The following is a 15,311-nucleotide window of genomic DNA, read 5'->3' as shown; positions in this document are numbered from 1 at the left end:
CGACCCGGCGGTCTTGTGACGAATGACTCCTGCGTGGGTCGCCCCCCGTATCTAGCGTCGAAACCAAGAAGACTCAACGAGAGGATCTCGATGACACGCGGAGAATCACCGCAGGGAGTTATCGCGGGCGTCGACGGCTCGGCGTGTTCGACCACCGCGGTGCAATGGGCTGCCCATGATGCCGAGTTGCGCGGCGTGCCGCTCACACTGGTCTATGTCGTGGCTCCGATCATCTTGGCGGCCGAACCGTGGCCGGAGGTCACGGCGCCGGCGGAGTACACCCAATGGCAGGAGGACGAGGCAGACCAAGCTCTCGCCCGGGCCCGCGAGGCGGCGCTGGCAGCGTCCGCCCTTTCCGCCGAACAGGTTTCGACCGAGATCCTGCACGGCCCGATCGTCTCCACGCTCGTCGACCTGTCCGATTCGGCCGACCTGTTCGTGGTGGGCTGCCGGGGACAGGGCGCGGTGTCTCGCGCCCTGCTCGGCTCGGTCAGCTCCGGGCTCGTCCACCACGCCCACTGCCCGGTCGCGGTGATCCACGAGGAGACCCCGCCCACCGCGGCTACCGCCGGTGCGCCGGTGATCGTGGGTATCGACGGCTCGGCGTGCTCGGAGTACGCCACCGAGATCGCGTTCGACGAGGCATCGCGTCGCGGTGTGGACCTGGTGGCGATGCACGCCTGGAGTGACATGGGGCCCATCGACTTCGCCAGCGTCAACTGGGCGCCGATCGAGTGGAGAAACATCAAGGTGGCCGAAGAGGAGGTCCTCGCCGAACGCCTCGCCGGGTGGCGGGAACGTTACCCCGATGTCACCGTGCACAGGCACGTCGTGTGCGACCGACCGACCCCACGGCTACTCGAACGGGCGCAGAGTGCCCAGCTCATCGTGGTCGGTAGCCACGGTCGGGGCGGATTCGAGGGAATGCTGCTCGGCTCGGTCGGCGCGGCAATCGTCAATTCCGCACTCATCCCGGTGATCGTCGCTCGAACCCGTTCCGCTAAGAGCTGATTCGTCGCATCTGGATGACGTTGTCGATGAGGCGGACCTGCTGGCCGTCGGGCCCGACGGCGTCACGTTCGGCGGGCCCCAGCCGCACCGTCTCCCACTGTGCGTCGTCGAGCGTCAGTCCGGCCAATACCTCCTGCGCGGACGGGAATTCGTGGTGATGCACCTCTTCGGGGGCCCATGGCGGGGCCGCACCATGGTCGACGATCAGCAAGGTGCCCCCCGGCGCTACGGTGGCGGCCGCCCGGCGCAGAATCGCCAGCCGGTCCATCTCCAGCATGGTGTGGAAGAAGTGTGCCGACACCAGATCGAACGGGCCCTCCGGGAGGGTCTGAGTCAGATCGTGTTGCTGGAAGTCGATGTGCCCCAGTACCCCTCGCGCTCGGGCGTCTTCGGCGGCACGGGCCAGCGCGGTCGTGGAGACGTCGACGGCGACGACCTGCCAGCCGTGTTCGGCCAGCCACATGGCGTCGCCGCCCTCGCCGCAGCCCAGATCCAGGGCGCGGGTACCGGTGAGCTCGGCTGCGATCTCGGCGAGGCGAGTGTTGGGGCGTCCGCTCCAGATCCGCGGCTTCTCCGCGTAGCGCGTCTCCCAATGGGCGTGGTGGTCGGTATCCATGTCCCGAGCTTGCCCAAAGCACACCCATGGTGGCAATGTTTTTTGCCATGCAGGCAAACGACGACGTAGATCTCCGGGTGCGCAGGCGGCTGCGGGAACTGCGCGGGCGGCTCGGCCTGACCCTCGAGGACGTGGCGTCGCGGGCCGGTATCGATGTGTCGACGTTGAGCCGGCTGGAATCGGGCAAACGCCGGCTCGCGCTCGACCATCTGCCGAGGCTGGCCGCGGCACTGTCGGTCAGCACCGACGAACTGCTCGGGGCCTCCCCGGCCCTCGACCCGCGGGTTCACCCGTCGTCCCACACCAGGAACCTGATCACCTTCTGGCCGCTGACCCGCCACGGCGGGGCCGGCGGGCTGCAGGCCTTCAAGATCCGGATCAGTGCGCGGCGGCAGACCCCGCCGGCCGAATTGCCCACCCACGAAGGTCAGGAATGGCTCTACGTGCTGTCCGGCCGGTTGCGGCTGATCCTGGGCGAGCAGGACTACGTCATCTCCCCGGGTGAAGCGGTGGAGTTCAGCACCTGGACACCGCACTGGTTCGGCGCCGTCGACGGCCCGGTGGAGGCCCTTACCCTGTTCGGCCCACACGGGGAACGGGTGCACCTGTTGGGTTAGGACTCAGCCGAGGTAGGCGGTCTGGTTCACCAGCCGCACCGACGATCCGCCGTCGGGATAGAACTCCGCGATGCTCAGCGACGCCAGGTCCAGGTGCAACCGGTGCAGGATGCCGGTGCCGGCGTCCAAGGCCAGTCGCAGCAGGGTCTTGATCGGCGTCACATGCGAGACCACCAGCACGGTGCCGCCCGGATGGTCAGCGAGGATCCGGGTGCGGGCCCGCTGAACCCGATCGGAGACTTCGTCGAAACTCTCCCCGGCGGGCGGGTGCAGACTGGTGTCGCGCAGCCAGCGGCCGTGCAGTTCCGGGTCACGTTCGCGGGCCTCGCCGAACGTCAGCCCCTCCCAGGCGCCGAAATCCGTCTCGATCAGATCCTCGTCGACCGTCACGTCCAGTCCGAGCGCCGCCGCGGCGGCCGCGGCGGTGTCATACGAACGCCGCAGCGGCGACGTGATCACCGCGTCGATACCACCGCGCTCGGCGAGGTAGCGGGCCGCGGCCTGCGCCTGGCCACGACCGGCATCGGTCAGTTCGGGGTTACCGCGGCCCGAATAGCGGCGCTCGCGCGAGAACTGGGTCTGCCCGTGCCGCAGCAGCAGTAGCCGGGTCGGGGCACCCTGATTGCCCGTCCAGGCCGCCGGAGGCATAGCCACCGCTGCGGCCGGTGGGTCGGCCGCGTTGGCGGCAGCGTTCATGGCTTCGTTGGCCAGCCGGTCGGCGTAGGGGTTCTGTTCGCGTGGAATCCATTGGTAGATCACCGAGTCGAACGTCGACGCCAGCGCACGTGCCTGCTGGTGGAGCTCGGCCAACCCGGCGTGTTTGACCTTCCACCGGCCGGCCATCTGCTCCACCACGAGCTTCGAATCCATAAAGACGTCAACCTCATTGGCGCCGAGCCGGCGGGCCTCCTCGAGTCCGGCGATCAGCCCGCGGTACTCGGCGACGTTGTTGGTGGTGATCCCGATCGCCTGCCCGTGCTCGGCCAGGACCGTCTGGTGATCGGCCGAGTAGACAACACATCCGTAGCCGGCCGGGCCGGGGTTGCCCCGCGATCCGCCGTCGGCCTCGATGAGCACCTTCACGACTACGCCCCGCCGAGGCGTAGCAGGATGGCCTGACATTCCGGGCAGCGCACGACCTCGTCCTCCGGTGCGGCCGAGATCCTGGCCAGCTCACCGCGATCGAGTTCGATGCGGCAGGCGCCACACCGTCGGCCCAGCAGCCGGGCGGCCCCGGCACCAGACGCCGCGCGCTGCCGCTCGTAGAGTTGCGCCAGCGACGGGTCCAGCCCGGCGATGATCGCGTCCCGCTGAGCCGTGCGCTGACCACGCAGCTGGTCGATCTCGGTCAGCGCCTCGTCGCGATTGTGCCCCGCGGTGGTCAGACCCGCTTGGAGCGCTTCGACTTTCGCGCGTTCGGCAGCCTGGTCGCCGGTCAGTTGTTCGACCCGCTCCATCACCTCGAGCAGCGAATCCTCCAGGCTGGCCTGCCTGCGCTCCAACGTCTCCAGCTCGTGCTGCAACTCTTCGAGCTGCTTGGGGTTGACGGTGCCGGAATCGAGCAGTTTCCGATCGCGGTCCTCACGTTGGCGAACCCCCTCGATTTCGGATTCGAACCGGACCACCTGGGCGTCGATATCCTCGAGCGCGATCGCCAGCGCGGCCAGTCGATCACCGGCTTCGCGATAGTCGGTCTGTGCCTCCTCGTAGCTCTGCTGCTCGGGCAGATTGGCCGCACGGTGGGCCAGCCGGGCCAGCTCGGCGTCCAGCTCGGCCAGCTCCAGGAGCGAACGCTGCTGTGCCAATTCAGCTTTCACGACGTGCCTTTCGAACTATCGATGTTCCACGGGTCGGTGCGCAGAGTGCAGACATCGACGGGCAGCGCGGCGCCGAAATGGCCGCGCAGCAGCGATGCGGCCTGCGCGCACCACGGATACTCGCTGGCCCAGTGTGCGACGTCGATCAACCCGACGCCACTGGCCCGTCGATGCTCGTCGGCGGGATGGTGGCGCAGGTCGGCGGTGAGGTAGGCGTCCACCCCAGCGGCGGCGGCCGCGCCCAGCAGGGAATCGCCGGCGCCCCCGCACACCGCCACGCGGGCCACCGGCGCATCCGGGTCGCCCGCGGCGCGTACCCCCCAGGTGGTCTGCGGTAGCACCGCGTGAGCTCGTGCGACGAAATCGCCGAACCGCAGCGGGTGCGCCAGTGTGCCGATCCGGCCGATTCCCACCCCGGCCGGCAGCGGGGCCCGCGGCACCACGTCGAACGCCGGCTCCTCGTAGGGATGCGAGGCCCGGATGGCCGCCAGAATCTGAGCGCGCAGCCGCGTCGGAGCCACCACCTCGACGCGGTCCGCGTCGACCCGCTCCAGCGAGCCAACCGTTCCGACGGCCGGTGAGGCACCGTCGAGTGGCAGGAACTGGCCGGTGCCGGCCACACTCCAACTGCACTGCGCGTAATCGCCGATGTGGCCCGCGCCCGCGGCGAACACGGCCGCCCGGACCGCTTCGGCGTCGGCGGGCGGGGTGAAGATCACCCATTTGTCGGTGTCGGGACCGGCGGCGATCGGATCGAGTACGCCGTCGACCGTCAGCCCGAGGACGTCGGCCAGCGCGTCAGACACCCCCGGGTTGGCCGAGTCGGCGTTGGTGTGGGCGGTGAACAGCGCGGCCCGGGCCCGGATCAGGCGGTGAATCAGCGCGCCCTTCGGGGTGCTGGCCGCCACCGTGTCCACCCCGCGTAATAGCAGCGGGTGGTGAGCCAGCAGCAGCCCGCGCGGGCCCACCGTCGCCACGACGTCGGTGGTGGCGTCCACGGCCACAGTCACCGAGTCGACGACGTCGTCGGGGTCGCCGCATACCAGGCCAACGGAGTCCCAGCCCTGCGCCAGGCCGGGTGGGTAGACGGCGTCGAGCACGGCGATGACCTCGGCCAGTTTCACGCTCATGACGTCTGCTCCACCACGTCAAGCACAGTAGTGCGCGACGATCGGCCACAATGGTCGGGTGACATGCACGGCCTCCGATACTCGTCCTCAGTTGGTGATCTTCGATCTCGACGGGACTCTCACCGACTCGGCCGACGGCATCGTGGCCAGCTTCCGGCACGCGCTGGCCGCGGTCGGCGCCGACGTGCCCGCCGGTGACCTGGCCGGCCGGGTAGTCGGCCCACCGATGCATCTGACCCTGGCCGGCATGGGGCTGGGCGAACGCGCCGACGAGGCGATCGCGGCCTACCGCGCTGACTACACCAGCCGGGGCTGGGCGATGAACAGCCTGTTCGACGGGATTCCGCAGCTGCTGGGCGACCTACGCGCGGCCGGGATTCGGCTGGCGGTGGCCACCTCCAAGGCCGAGCCCACCGCCCGGCGGATCCTCGAACATTTCGAGCTGGCCGACTACTTCGACGTGATCGCCGGCGCCAGCCCCGACGGTTCACGGTCAAGCAAGGCCGACGTGCTGGCCCACGCACTGCGCCAGCTCCATCCGCTGCCCGACCGGCTGCTGATGGTCGGTGACCGCGCGCACGACGTGGAGGGCGCGGCCGAACACGGTATCGGCACGATCGTGGTCGGGTGGGGCTACGGCGCGAGCGATTTCCTCGAGCCGCACGCCGCCGAGGCGGCCGCCGCCCACGTCCCGACGGTTTCGGCGCTGCGTGAGGTGCTCGGTGTCTAGACCAGGGGCAGGAGCGCAGCGACCCGGGGATCGGGCTGTGCACATCACGTTCGTGTGTTCGGGGAACATCTGCCGCTCCCCGATGGCGGAGAAGATGTTCGCCCACCAGATCGACCAGCGCGGCCTGGCCGACCTGGTCCGGGTGACCAGCGCCGGGACCGGTAACTGGCATGTCGGCGACGGGGCCGACGAGCGCGCCAACATCGTCCTGCGCCAGCACGGCTACCCGACCGAGCACCGCGCGGCCCAGGTGGGCGACGACCATCTGGGGGCCGATCTGGTCATCGCACTGGGCCGCAATCATCTGCGGATGCTGACCCACCTCGGCGTCGAGCCTGAGCGGGTGCGATTGCTGCGGTCGTTCGACCCGCGGTCGGGTCGGCATCCCGACGATGTCGAGGACCCCTACTACGGCGGCCACGCCGATTTCGAGGAGACGTTCACCGTGATCGAGGCGGCCCTGCCCGGCCTGCACGCCTGGGTCGACGAACGGCTGGCCGGGGCGGACCTGACCGGCTGATGAAGCGGCTGACGTTCCTGCTGCGCCCGGGCTGGCTGGCCCTGGCGTTGGTGGTGGTGGCCTTCGCCTATCTGTGCTTCACCGTCCTGGCGCCATGGCAGCTGGGTAAGAACAGCAAGGCCAACCGGGAGAATCACCAGATCGAGACCTCGCTGAAAGCCGATCCCGTCCCGGTGACAACACTTCTGCCGCATCAGGATTCGTCGGCACCAGACGCGCAGTGGCGTCAGGTGACGGCCACCGGCCACTACCTGCCCGACGATCAGGTGCTGGCCCGCCTGCGCGTGGTGGGCGGCGCGCCCGCCTTCGAGGTGCTGGTGCCCTTCGCGGTGGACGGTGGCCCCACGGTGCTGGTCGACCGGGGTTATGTGCTCGCGGTACAGGGTGCGAAGGTGCCCGATATCGCGCCCGCGCCGTCGGGCACGGTGACGATCACCGCGCGGCTGCGTGACTCCGAGACCGCCCCGGCCGACAAACCGCCCTTCAGCGAGGGCGGCTACACCCAGGTGTACGCGATCGACACCCAGGTGGTGTCGGCGGTGAAGCTGGTGCCATTGGCGGGTTCGTATCTGCAGCTCGTGGAGAATCAGCCGGGCGCGCTGGGAGTGGCGGAGTTGCCACATCTGGATGCCGGGCCGTTCCTGTCGTACGGCATCCAGTGGATCGCTTTCGGCATCGTGGCGCCCATCGGGCTGGGCTACTTCGCATATTCGGAGATCCGCGCCCGCCGCCGCGAGGCCGCGGCCGCCGCCGCCAAGCCGGCGGGCCCGGTCACCGTCGAGGACAAGCTCGCCGACCGCTACGGCCGACGGCAGTGATACCGACCGCGACCAGCGCCGCGGCCGCCTGAACCGTGCGCGACAGCCGCACCGCCCGGCGCAGGTCGTCGACGCCGGGGATGTGACCGTCGCCGAGAGTGGGGCGGATCTCGAGCTGATGGTGGTACTGGGTCGGGCCGCCGAGGCGTGCACCCAGCGCACCGGCGAACGCTGCCTCCACCACGCCGGCGTTCGGGCTCGGGTGCCGCGCCGCGTCGCGGCGCCACGCCCGCAGCGCGCCGCCCGGCGAACCGCCGACCAGCGGCGCGCATACGACCACCAGCGCGCCGCCTACCCGCGCCGCCGCATAATTGGCGATATCGTCCAAACGTGCTGCCGCCCAACCGAACCGGGCATAGCGCGGCGAGCGGTGCCCGATCATCGCATCCAAGGTGTTGACGCCGCGATACACCACGACGCCGGGCACTCCCCCGACCGCGGCCCACAACAGCGGCGCGACGTGGGCGTCCGAGGTGTTCTCCGCCACCGATTCCAGGGCCGCCCGGGCCAACCCGTCGGCGTCGAGCGCCGACGGGTCGCGACCGCACAGCGACGGCAGCAGCGCCCTGGCGCCGTCGATGTCATCGCTGGCCAGCAGGTCGGCCACCCGCTCACCGGTGCGGCCCAATGTGGTTCCCCCGAGGGAGGCCCAGGTGGCGGCGGCCGTTGTCACGGCCAGCAGCGGGCCGCGGGCTTCACGCTGCACCAGCACACCGGCGCCGGCCAGTCCACCCAACAGCACACCGACATGCAGTGCACCCGCACCCCGGCTGTCGCGATAGGTCAGCTTCTCGAGTGCGGCTGCACACCAACCGAACCCCGCCACCGGATGACCGTGCGAGGGATCACCGAGAACCATGTCGGCCAGCTGCGCGGCAAGGATGCCGACACCGGCCCACCGTCTGCGCGCAAACACCCCGGCACTCTCTCACACGTGATGTACTGCCCCCATGAGGGCGCGATGACGCGACATCCCAGGAGGGTTTCCGACCTGCTCAATCCGGCGGCGGTGCTGGCGCCGGCGGCCAACGTCATCATGCAGCTGGCCCATCCCGGCGTCGGCTACGGCGTTCTCGAGAGCCCGGTGGACAGCGGCAACGTCTACAAGCATCCGATCAAGCGGGCGCGCACCACCGGCACCTATCTGGCGGCGGCCACCATCGGCACCGATGCCGACCGTGACCTCATCCGCTCCGCGGTGGACACCGCGCACGCCCAGGTCCGTTCGGGCCCGGCCAGCCCGGTCTCCTACCGCGCCTTCGATCCGCGGCTGCAACTGTGGGTGGCGGCCTGCCTGTATCGCTATTACATCGACCAGCACGAGTTCCTGTACGGTCCGCTCGACGATGCCGCGGCCGACGCGGTGTACGCCGACGCCAGCCGTCTGGGCACCACGCTGCAGGTGCGGGCGAGCATGTGGCCGCCCGACCGCGCGGCTTTCGACGAGTACTGGAAGCGGTCGCTGGACGACCTGAGCATCGACCCGCCCGTACGCGAGCATCTCAAAGGTGTTGCGGCCATGGCGTTCATGCCGTGGCCGGTGCGGGCGACGCTGGGCCGGTTCAACCTGTTCGCCACCACCGGGTTTCTGCCGCCCGAGTTCCGGTCGATGATGCGCCTGCCGTGGGACGCGGGTCGGCAGCGCCGCTTCGAATGGCTGCTGGCCGCGCTGCGGCTGGCGGATCGGCTGATCCCGCACCAGGCCTGGATTTTCGGTTATCAGCTGTATCTGTGGGACATGCGGGCCAGGGCCCGGCGCGGGCAGCGGATAGTCTGAAGACATCAGAAATCGTTGCGAGGGGGAACATGTCGACGAAGATTCTCACGGCCGGGACCGTCATCACGATGGATCCGGCGCGACCGCGCGCGGAGGCCGTCGCGGTGTCCGATGGCCGGATCACCGGCGTGGGCTCGGTCGCCGATTGCCGGTCGCAGTACCCCGATGCCGAGATGATCGACACCGGCGTTGCCGCCCTGTTGCCGGGACTGGTTGAGCCGCACAGTCATCCGGTGATGAGCGGGGTTGCCACCCAGCTGCCGGCCCGCTCGATCGCCCCGTGGGACGCCCCGACCTGGTCGGATGTCGAGGCGATATTCGCCGATGCAATCGCCCATACCGACCCGAGTACACCGTTGCTGTTCGCCGGGTTCGACGCACTGCTGCACCAGCGCCCGTCCCCCAAGGGCCCCGAGCTTGACCGGATCTTCGGCGACCGGGTCGCAGTCGTCACCGACAACTCCGGCCACGGCGTGTACTTCAACACCGCGGTGATGAAGCGCAACGGCTGGGATGTCAATCCCCCGGCCGATCCGGCCGGAGGGCACTACGGCCGCAACCCCGACGGCACCCTCGACGGACAGGGCTTCGAGACGCCGGTATTGATCGGCGTCGCCGGACCGATCCTGGCCGAGTTGGGCAACCCACTGGTCAGCGCCGCCGAGTACTACGCGTTGATGGCCCGCGGCGGCTACACGTCGACCTCGGACATGACCTACGACCCGAAACTCAAGACCGCATACGAGGCGCTGGCGGCCGCGCCGTCCTGCCCGTTGCGGATCAGCATGTGGGAGATGTCGACCACCGGCACGTACAACAATCCGGAATCCTTCAGTGCCGCAGAAACATTGCTGGTCAAGCAGGGCGTCAAACTCTGGACCGACGGCTCGCCGTGGATCGGCAACATCGCCATCTCGTTCCCGTATCTGAGTACCGACGCCACCCGGACCGCCGGCATCGACCCCGCGGTGGCCGGCGGGCCGCAGTCGATGAACTACAACCGCGAGCAGCTCGACGCGATCCTCGACGTCGCGGCCCCCGCCGGCTGGCAGATGGCCTTTCACGCCAACGGCGACCTGGCCATCGAACTCGCCCTGGACGCCTACGAAGGGGCGCTGCAGCGGCACAATCTGATCGGCACCGATCATCGCTGGCGTCTGGAACACCTCGGTGCAGGTACCCGCAGGCTGTTCGACCGGGCCGCGCAGCTGGGCGTTCACGTCTCGATGGCGCCGTTCCAGTACTACTACTGGGGTGACCTGCTGGACGGTGAGATGTTCGACCACGAGCACGGCAGCCAATGGGCGCCGTTCGCCGACGCGGTGGCCTCCGGAGCGGTGGTCTCACTGCACAACGACGGGTCGGTATCCCCTCCCACGCCGGTGCTCAACATCCAGACCGCGGTGACGCGGCGGACCCGGGCCGGCAACGTGCACGGGGCCAACCAGGCGATCACCCTCGATCAGGCGTTGCGGGCGCACACCATCAACGCCGCCCGGACGCTGCACCGGGACACCCTGATCGGGTCGCTGGAGGTCGGCAAGCTCGCCGACTTCACCGAGCTGGCCGCCGACCCCTATGCGGTGGATCCGACGCAGCTCGCCGACCAGGCCCGGGTGACCGGGACCTGGTTGAGCGGCGAACGGATCGACCTAACCGCGTTCGTCGGTGCGGTCGGCCGTACCGATCCGGGCCGGCACGCGCACCTGGCCGGTCAGCCACGTCACACCTGCTGCTGAACCGGTGGCGGTGCTGATTCGTCAGCACTGGAGAAATGAACCGAAGACAAGGACGTCCCATGACCTTTCCCACCCTTGCTCATGTTGCGGTCACCGTGCGTGACCTGTCGGTCAGCGTGCCCTGGTATCGCGCGCTGATCGGCTCGGATCCGGTGCTCGACGAGGACACCGACGCCGGGTTCCACCACTGTGTGTTCCTGCTCGACAACGACACCCTGCTGGGGTTGCACCAGCACACCACCGCGCCGTCGGATCAGCCGTTCAGCGAGCACAACGTCGGGCTGGACCACATCGGGTTCGGTTGCGCCGATCGTGCCGCCCTGGAGCGGTGGGAGGCCCGGCTGAACGAGCTGGGCGTCACTCATGGCGGCATCGTCGACGCCCACTACGGTTCGGGGCTGAGCTTCCGCGATCCCGACGGCATCACGCTGGAGTTCTTCGCACCGCCGGCGGGTTAGGCGAGCGTCGTCTTCATCAGCTGCACGTTGTAGTTCCCCCAGATCGACAGGTTCCAGTAGATGTCCTGGCCGGTCGACCACGGGTCCATCATCGGCGCGTAGAGCCCCGGGTACTGCACCGACGTCACCAGCGTGGTGGCCGCCGACCAGGTGCCCTGCGGCGAATCGGCGGTGCGCATGATGACGCTGCCGGTGCTGCTGGTGTACATCGCCACATATTTGTCCAGGTAGGTGTTGTACTGCACCGACATCTCGCTGACATGCCCGCTGGGCCCGCCGACCCCGAACAGCCCGGCCACCCAGCTGCCGAAGAACAGACCGAGCTGGCCCAGGATTCCGCCGGCGTACTGATTGCTTCGGGTCGCCGGCAGGATCGGGACGGCCGCCCCGGGCTTTCCGGCCACCCACGTGTCGCCATCCCAGTACTCGTACTTCGTCAGATCCAGGATGTCGGCCTCGTTGACCCGGGATACGTAGGCCGAGCCCAGCCGGCCCGACGGGGTCCCGTAAGAGAAGACGTATCCGGCGTCGGGCGAGTCTTCCGGCGGCTTGACGAAGGCACCCTGCTGAAAGTTCTGGTTTCCGTATATGAATGACGTGCTCGACCGGAGCCAGCTGGCGGCACGGATGGTCTGCGGCGCGACGGTCCAGTTCTGACCGTTGTCGTCGGAGTAGGCGATCGCGGAGTAATTGGTGGTCCACGCCCCGCTGAAGTCCCAGGATCGCACCGACATGAAGTTCACGTACTGGCGCACGCCGTACTGATTGTCGTAGGGCGCCGAGATGGCCGCGGTCGGAATGATCGTCACCTCCGAGCCGAACGGGCCGAGATAACGGGCACTTCCGGCGATCACCTGCTTGGATATCCCGGCCGAGGTCAGCGGTGAGCCGGCGAACGGGTCGGTGGTCGAACCGGGGGCGAAGACGCGTGCGATCGGATCGGAGGTCCGCAGCAGCACGTTGGAGCGCCATACCCCAGTCATGTTCGGACGGCTGAAGGTGTCACCGAAGACCGTCAGCACCTGGTGGTCGGCACCGGCCATGCCGTTGTCCCACATGATGCCCAGGTCGGTGCCGTAGATGCCGAACCGGCTGGGCGTCAGCGTGTTCGAGCCGGTCACCCAACCGACCTTGGTGGTGACCGGTGAGGCGGCGACCGCCGAGGTGCTCGCCGCGGGGGTGAGCTTCGATACCGTCGTCTCGGACAGATCGGGTACGTTCGGTGCGCGGGATGCGTTGTTACGCAGTGGTCTTGCTACCTTCGGCGCGGTCGCGAAGCGGTGCCGGGATGCCGCGGTGGCCGCGGGTTTGGGTCGCGGCGAACGACCGACAGATGAGTGGGCCGACGACGAGTGGGTCGATGACGAGCCCGAGCCGGCCGGTTCGGCCGATGCAACTGCGCAACCGGACATGATCGCGGCGCCCACGCCCAGCGCCACCGCGAGCCCACCGATTCCACCGATATACACGCTTGCGCGCATGGCCGCCCCCTGTCGTTCGCCCGTCCAGTATTTGCCGGAAGGGCCGAGAACGGAGCGAAATATCCGATCGTGTCGAAAACAGTGCCGATAGCTCGGCGAGCTAGGGGTAGGTCAAGCTGCTGTCGTACGTACTCGGCGGAGGGGCCGAGGTCAGCTGGAGCGGCTGACCGATCACCCAAGTGGCGTCCTGACCGGGTTGGGTCAGCATCGTCGCTTTGGTGCCGTCGGGTCCATCGATCACATCAGGCATGTCTGCGCCGACGTTCTGGATCACGTAGGTGGTATTGCCCTGCTGCACCGTCACATCACCCGTCGTTCTGATGAGAGCCCTGCTCTTCCAGACGATGAACCTGCGGTCCGGGGGCGCCGAACCCGCCCACTTCTGGGTGTACTTGCGCCCGGTGGTCCAGGTCGCATTGAACTCCGCGCTGATCTCCGCGCCGATGGCGTCCAATATCTTGAACGACGCTTTTCCGGTTATCTTGAAGCCGAACGCCCATTGATGACTGACTTCGAAGGTGTCCTCCGGCAGCGGCTCGGACTGAGTCTTGTTGAAGTTGTCATATACCGGGAGCGCGCGGACGAATGGGCTCCACACATATTTCTTGGTTCTCGTGCCCCACGTGCACTTGACGCCGTCCAATGCGCAGAACTCCTGCATCACCTGTTCTTGCAGGGGCGCTTCGTCGGGGCCGATTTTCCGCGTCGTCCCCGGGCGGTCCAGCAGTACGACGGAGGCCGTGTCGTAAAAGCCACTCGGCCCACCTCCACCGTCACCAAGATCCCAATCTCCACTGTTGCCTGGAGTGCAGGGTCCGGTGCACTTCACAACGCCACCGTTCAACTTGGGGATAAACCGTTGCGGTACACCCAAGTTGACGGTATATGAGAATGGGTCCAGCGCCGTGTTGGTCGTCGTGAATGTCAGTTCCGCGTTCGACCACCTTCCGTAGTTCAAGATGACGCTGAATTCCATCGTGTTGCCGGGCTTGAGAATGGTGCCGTCCGGCGGAGGGTCTTGGAGCAACGCCGCCGTCGTCGAGCCATAGGACAACCGCACTGAATCGCTGGACTGGTTGTACACCTTGAAGTTATAGACAACATTGCCGTTCGCACTGGCACCGGCTGCCGCCGTTCCCGTTCCGGCCGTCACCGCTGCCGTCGACGGCGTCTCCGACGCGGGGGGAGTGACCTTTGGTACCGCCACGGTGACGTCCACGGTGGTAGGTCCTGCGCTGTCGAAGAGGTGCCATCCGACGCCGTGCGCCTCGACCGTGAAGCTGTCGGTTCCACCGGTGAGGGCGAGCTCGCTCTCGGGATCGACCTTGTAGTAGTAGCCGCCGTTGTCATCGATGATCACCGTTCCGAACGTCGGCTGTTTGGTGACGATGAAGACTTGGGGATCCGAGTTCGGGTCCACCGAGTCGAGGGTTCCCAGCACCACGCCGGTCTCCGCATCGGCGAGCACGTCGATGGGCTTGACTACCGGAGACTTGTCGAACAGCACTTTCTCCAGGTAGTCGCGCATCGACTGGAGCGCACCCGGCCACCTGCCGAACGGCTCCTCCGCCAGCGGTTGGCCAGCTGGCGGCGGCGGCTCGACGTAGTTCGAGGTGTCGATCGCGCTTACCCAGACGTCCACGTTCTGTATTCCGGGCTCGACACTGTCGAAGAGGTGGAAGCCGATGTCGTTGTATTCCACCGTGAAGGCGTCCCAGCCGCCCTCGGCCGCCAATTCCAAGGTCGGGGTGTACTCGTACGTGCCCGCTATATTGTCGATCCGGACTGTGCCCCTGCTCGGATCACTGATGACGGTGAAGGCCACCGGATCGCTGTTTTGGTCGTAGACACCGAAGGACCCTTTCACCACGCCCGTCTGCACATCCTCGGAAATCTGAGTGATGTTGAGAACGGGTGCCTTGTTCTCCAGAACGTTCTCCAGATCGCGGGACGCTGCACTCAGCGCACCGGTCAGCATCGCGAAAATTCGCGACGTCCCGTCGGCGGGCGGAACTGCTCGCCCGGCCGATGCCACTCTGGGCGCTGCAGTCGTCGTGCCCGCCAGCTTGCGTGACTGCGATAGCGGCGCCAACGCCCGGCCGGACTGCACGGAATTCCTAGGCCCGGCAACACCGATGCCTGACTTCCGGGCGTTCGCCGACGTAGGTTTCGCTGACGAAGAGTTGGTTGCGCGCTTATCCTGCGATGTCGTCGATCTGCCGGCCGACCCCGTATCACCGGTATTTGCAGAGGCCTCTCCCGACATCCCGGTGATCACCGCTCCGATACCCAGGGCGACCGCCAGCGCACCGACTCGCCCCACGAACTGGACAGACTTCATGGCTTCATCCCTCAACCCTTGCTCGACATGCGCAGTAAAGGACACTGGTGTGCTGAAAAGTCGCCCGCCGCAACGAACGCAGCGCGCAACCGACCTGTGCGTCAATTTGTGATGAGAAGAAAATAACAACGCTCACAGTCGATATACAGCGCAATGTCAGTGCACTATGAAACGTCAGTGGCGAGTCACCCCACCGCTATCCGGCGTTAAATCAGAATTCGACTCCGGCGGCGATGAGCGCCGACACGAAACGCCA

Annotated in this window: 15 protein-coding genes; 8 read left to right on the top strand and 7 right to left on the bottom strand. The window is 67.7% G+C overall.

All coding sequences use genetic code 11. The features are described 5' to 3' along the window. The first annotated feature begins 90 nt into the window (after positions 1-90). Entirely contained in the window at positions 91-1,011 is a 921-nt protein-coding gene (locus ORI27_RS20510) for a universal stress protein (protein WP_265998859.1), read from the top strand. Here the strand turns inward: ORI27_RS20510 and ORI27_RS20505 are convergent. Next, complete coding sequence (locus ORI27_RS20505) at positions 1,001-1,627, bottom strand: class I SAM-dependent methyltransferase (protein ID WP_265998858.1); 627 nt, start codon at positions 1,625-1,627, stop codon at positions 1,001-1,003. The genes ORI27_RS20510 and ORI27_RS20505 overlap by 11 nt on opposite strands. Before the next feature lie 47 nt (positions 1,628-1,674). Here ORI27_RS20505 and ORI27_RS20500 point away from each other — a divergent pair, with 47 nt between their 5' ends. Then, on the top strand, positions 1,675-2,244 hold the full coding sequence (locus tag ORI27_RS20500) for a helix-turn-helix domain-containing protein (protein WP_265998857.1): 570 nt from the start codon (positions 1,675-1,677) through the stop codon (positions 2,242-2,244). Between the two features lie 3 nt (positions 2,245-2,247). Here the strand turns inward: ORI27_RS20500 and ORI27_RS20495 are convergent, their stop codons facing one another. The 3 genes from ORI27_RS20495 to ORI27_RS20485 are packed head-to-tail and all read right to left on the bottom strand — an operon-like array spanning position 2,248 to position 5,191. Continuing rightward, on the bottom strand, positions 2,248-3,327 hold the full coding sequence (locus ORI27_RS20495; protein ID WP_265998856.1) for a bifunctional RNase H/acid phosphatase: 1,080 nt from the start codon (positions 3,325-3,327) through the stop codon (positions 2,248-2,250). Positions 3,328-3,329: 2 nt separating this feature from the next. Beyond that, a complete protein-coding gene (locus ORI27_RS20490; RefSeq protein ID WP_265998855.1) occupies positions 3,330-4,061 on the bottom strand; it encodes a zinc ribbon domain-containing protein in 732 nt (243 codons plus the stop codon). Continuing rightward, the gene (locus ORI27_RS20485) at positions 4,058-5,191 is read right to left on the bottom strand and encodes a Nif3-like dinuclear metal center hexameric protein (RefSeq protein WP_265998854.1); all 1,134 of its coding nucleotides are present in this window, start codon (positions 5,189-5,191) and stop codon (positions 4,058-4,060) included. The genes ORI27_RS20490 and ORI27_RS20485 overlap by 4 nt, the downstream gene beginning before the upstream one ends. A gap of 58 nt (positions 5,192-5,249) precedes the next feature. On the opposite strand from ORI27_RS20485, the gene ORI27_RS20480 reads away from it, so the two are divergent. The 3 genes from ORI27_RS20480 to ORI27_RS20470 are packed head-to-tail and all read left to right on the top strand — an operon-like array spanning position 5,250 to position 7,259. Beyond that, on the top strand, positions 5,250-5,921 hold the full coding sequence (locus tag ORI27_RS20480; protein WP_265998853.1) for an HAD-IA family hydrolase: 672 nt from the start codon (positions 5,250-5,252) through the stop codon (positions 5,919-5,921). Positions 5,922-5,958: 37 nt separating this feature from the next. After that, positions 5,959-6,441, top strand: coding sequence for a low molecular weight protein-tyrosine-phosphatase (locus ORI27_RS20475; RefSeq protein ID WP_265998851.1), 483 nt, complete (start codon positions 5,959-5,961; stop codon positions 6,439-6,441). Further along, a complete protein-coding gene (locus ORI27_RS20470) occupies positions 6,441-7,259 on the top strand; it encodes an SURF1 family cytochrome oxidase biogenesis protein (RefSeq protein WP_265998849.1) in 819 nt (272 codons plus the stop codon). The genes ORI27_RS20475 and ORI27_RS20470 overlap by 1 nt, the downstream gene beginning before the upstream one ends. Here ORI27_RS20470 and ORI27_RS20465 read toward each other — a convergent pair. Further along, positions 7,213-8,118: a cobalamin biosynthesis protein gene (locus tag ORI27_RS20465; RefSeq protein WP_265998909.1), complete on the bottom strand. Its 906-nt coding sequence runs from the start codon at positions 8,116-8,118 to the stop codon at positions 7,213-7,215. The genes ORI27_RS20470 and ORI27_RS20465 overlap by 47 nt on opposite strands. A gap of 102 nt (positions 8,119-8,220) precedes the next feature. Between ORI27_RS20465 and ORI27_RS20460 the strand changes: the two genes are divergently transcribed. Genes ORI27_RS20460 through ORI27_RS20450 form a run of 3 tightly spaced genes read left to right on the top strand, consistent with a single transcriptional unit; the run spans position 8,221 to position 11,233 of the window. After that, the gene (locus ORI27_RS20460; protein ID WP_265998848.1) at positions 8,221-9,036 is read left to right on the top strand and encodes an oxygenase MpaB family protein; all 816 of its coding nucleotides are present in this window, start codon (positions 8,221-8,223) and stop codon (positions 9,034-9,036) included. 29 nt (positions 9,037-9,065) lie between these two features. Further along, positions 9,066-10,775, top strand: coding sequence for an amidohydrolase (locus tag ORI27_RS20455; protein ID WP_265998847.1), 1,710 nt, complete (start codon positions 9,066-9,068; stop codon positions 10,773-10,775). 59 nt (positions 10,776-10,834) lie between these two features. After that, a complete protein-coding gene (locus ORI27_RS20450) occupies positions 10,835-11,233 on the top strand; it encodes a VOC family protein (RefSeq protein WP_265998846.1) in 399 nt (132 codons plus the stop codon). Here the strand turns inward: ORI27_RS20450 and ORI27_RS20445 are convergent. Together ORI27_RS20445 and ORI27_RS20440 are read right to left on the bottom strand one after the other, a co-directional pair. Further along, positions 11,230-12,714, bottom strand: a complete 1,485-nt coding sequence (locus ORI27_RS20445) for a DUF4185 domain-containing protein (protein WP_265998844.1) — start codon at positions 12,712-12,714, stop codon at positions 11,230-11,232. The genes ORI27_RS20450 and ORI27_RS20445 overlap by 4 nt on opposite strands. Before the next feature lie 100 nt (positions 12,715-12,814). Further along, positions 12,815-14,824 carry a VCBS domain-containing protein gene (locus ORI27_RS20440; RefSeq protein WP_265998843.1) on the bottom strand — a complete coding sequence of 670 codons (2,010 nt, stop codon included), beginning with the start codon at positions 14,822-14,824 and terminating at the stop codon, positions 12,815-12,817. Between the last annotated feature and the right edge of the window lie 487 nt (positions 14,825-15,311).

This window comes from Mycobacterium pinniadriaticum, from assembly GCF_026242045.1.
In the GTDB taxonomy this organism is placed as follows: Bacteria; Actinomycetota; Actinomycetes; order Mycobacteriales; family Mycobacteriaceae; genus Mycobacterium; species Mycobacterium pinniadriaticum.
Note: the sequence above shows the minus strand (reverse complement) of the source record. Positions and strands in the feature narration are given on the sequence as shown.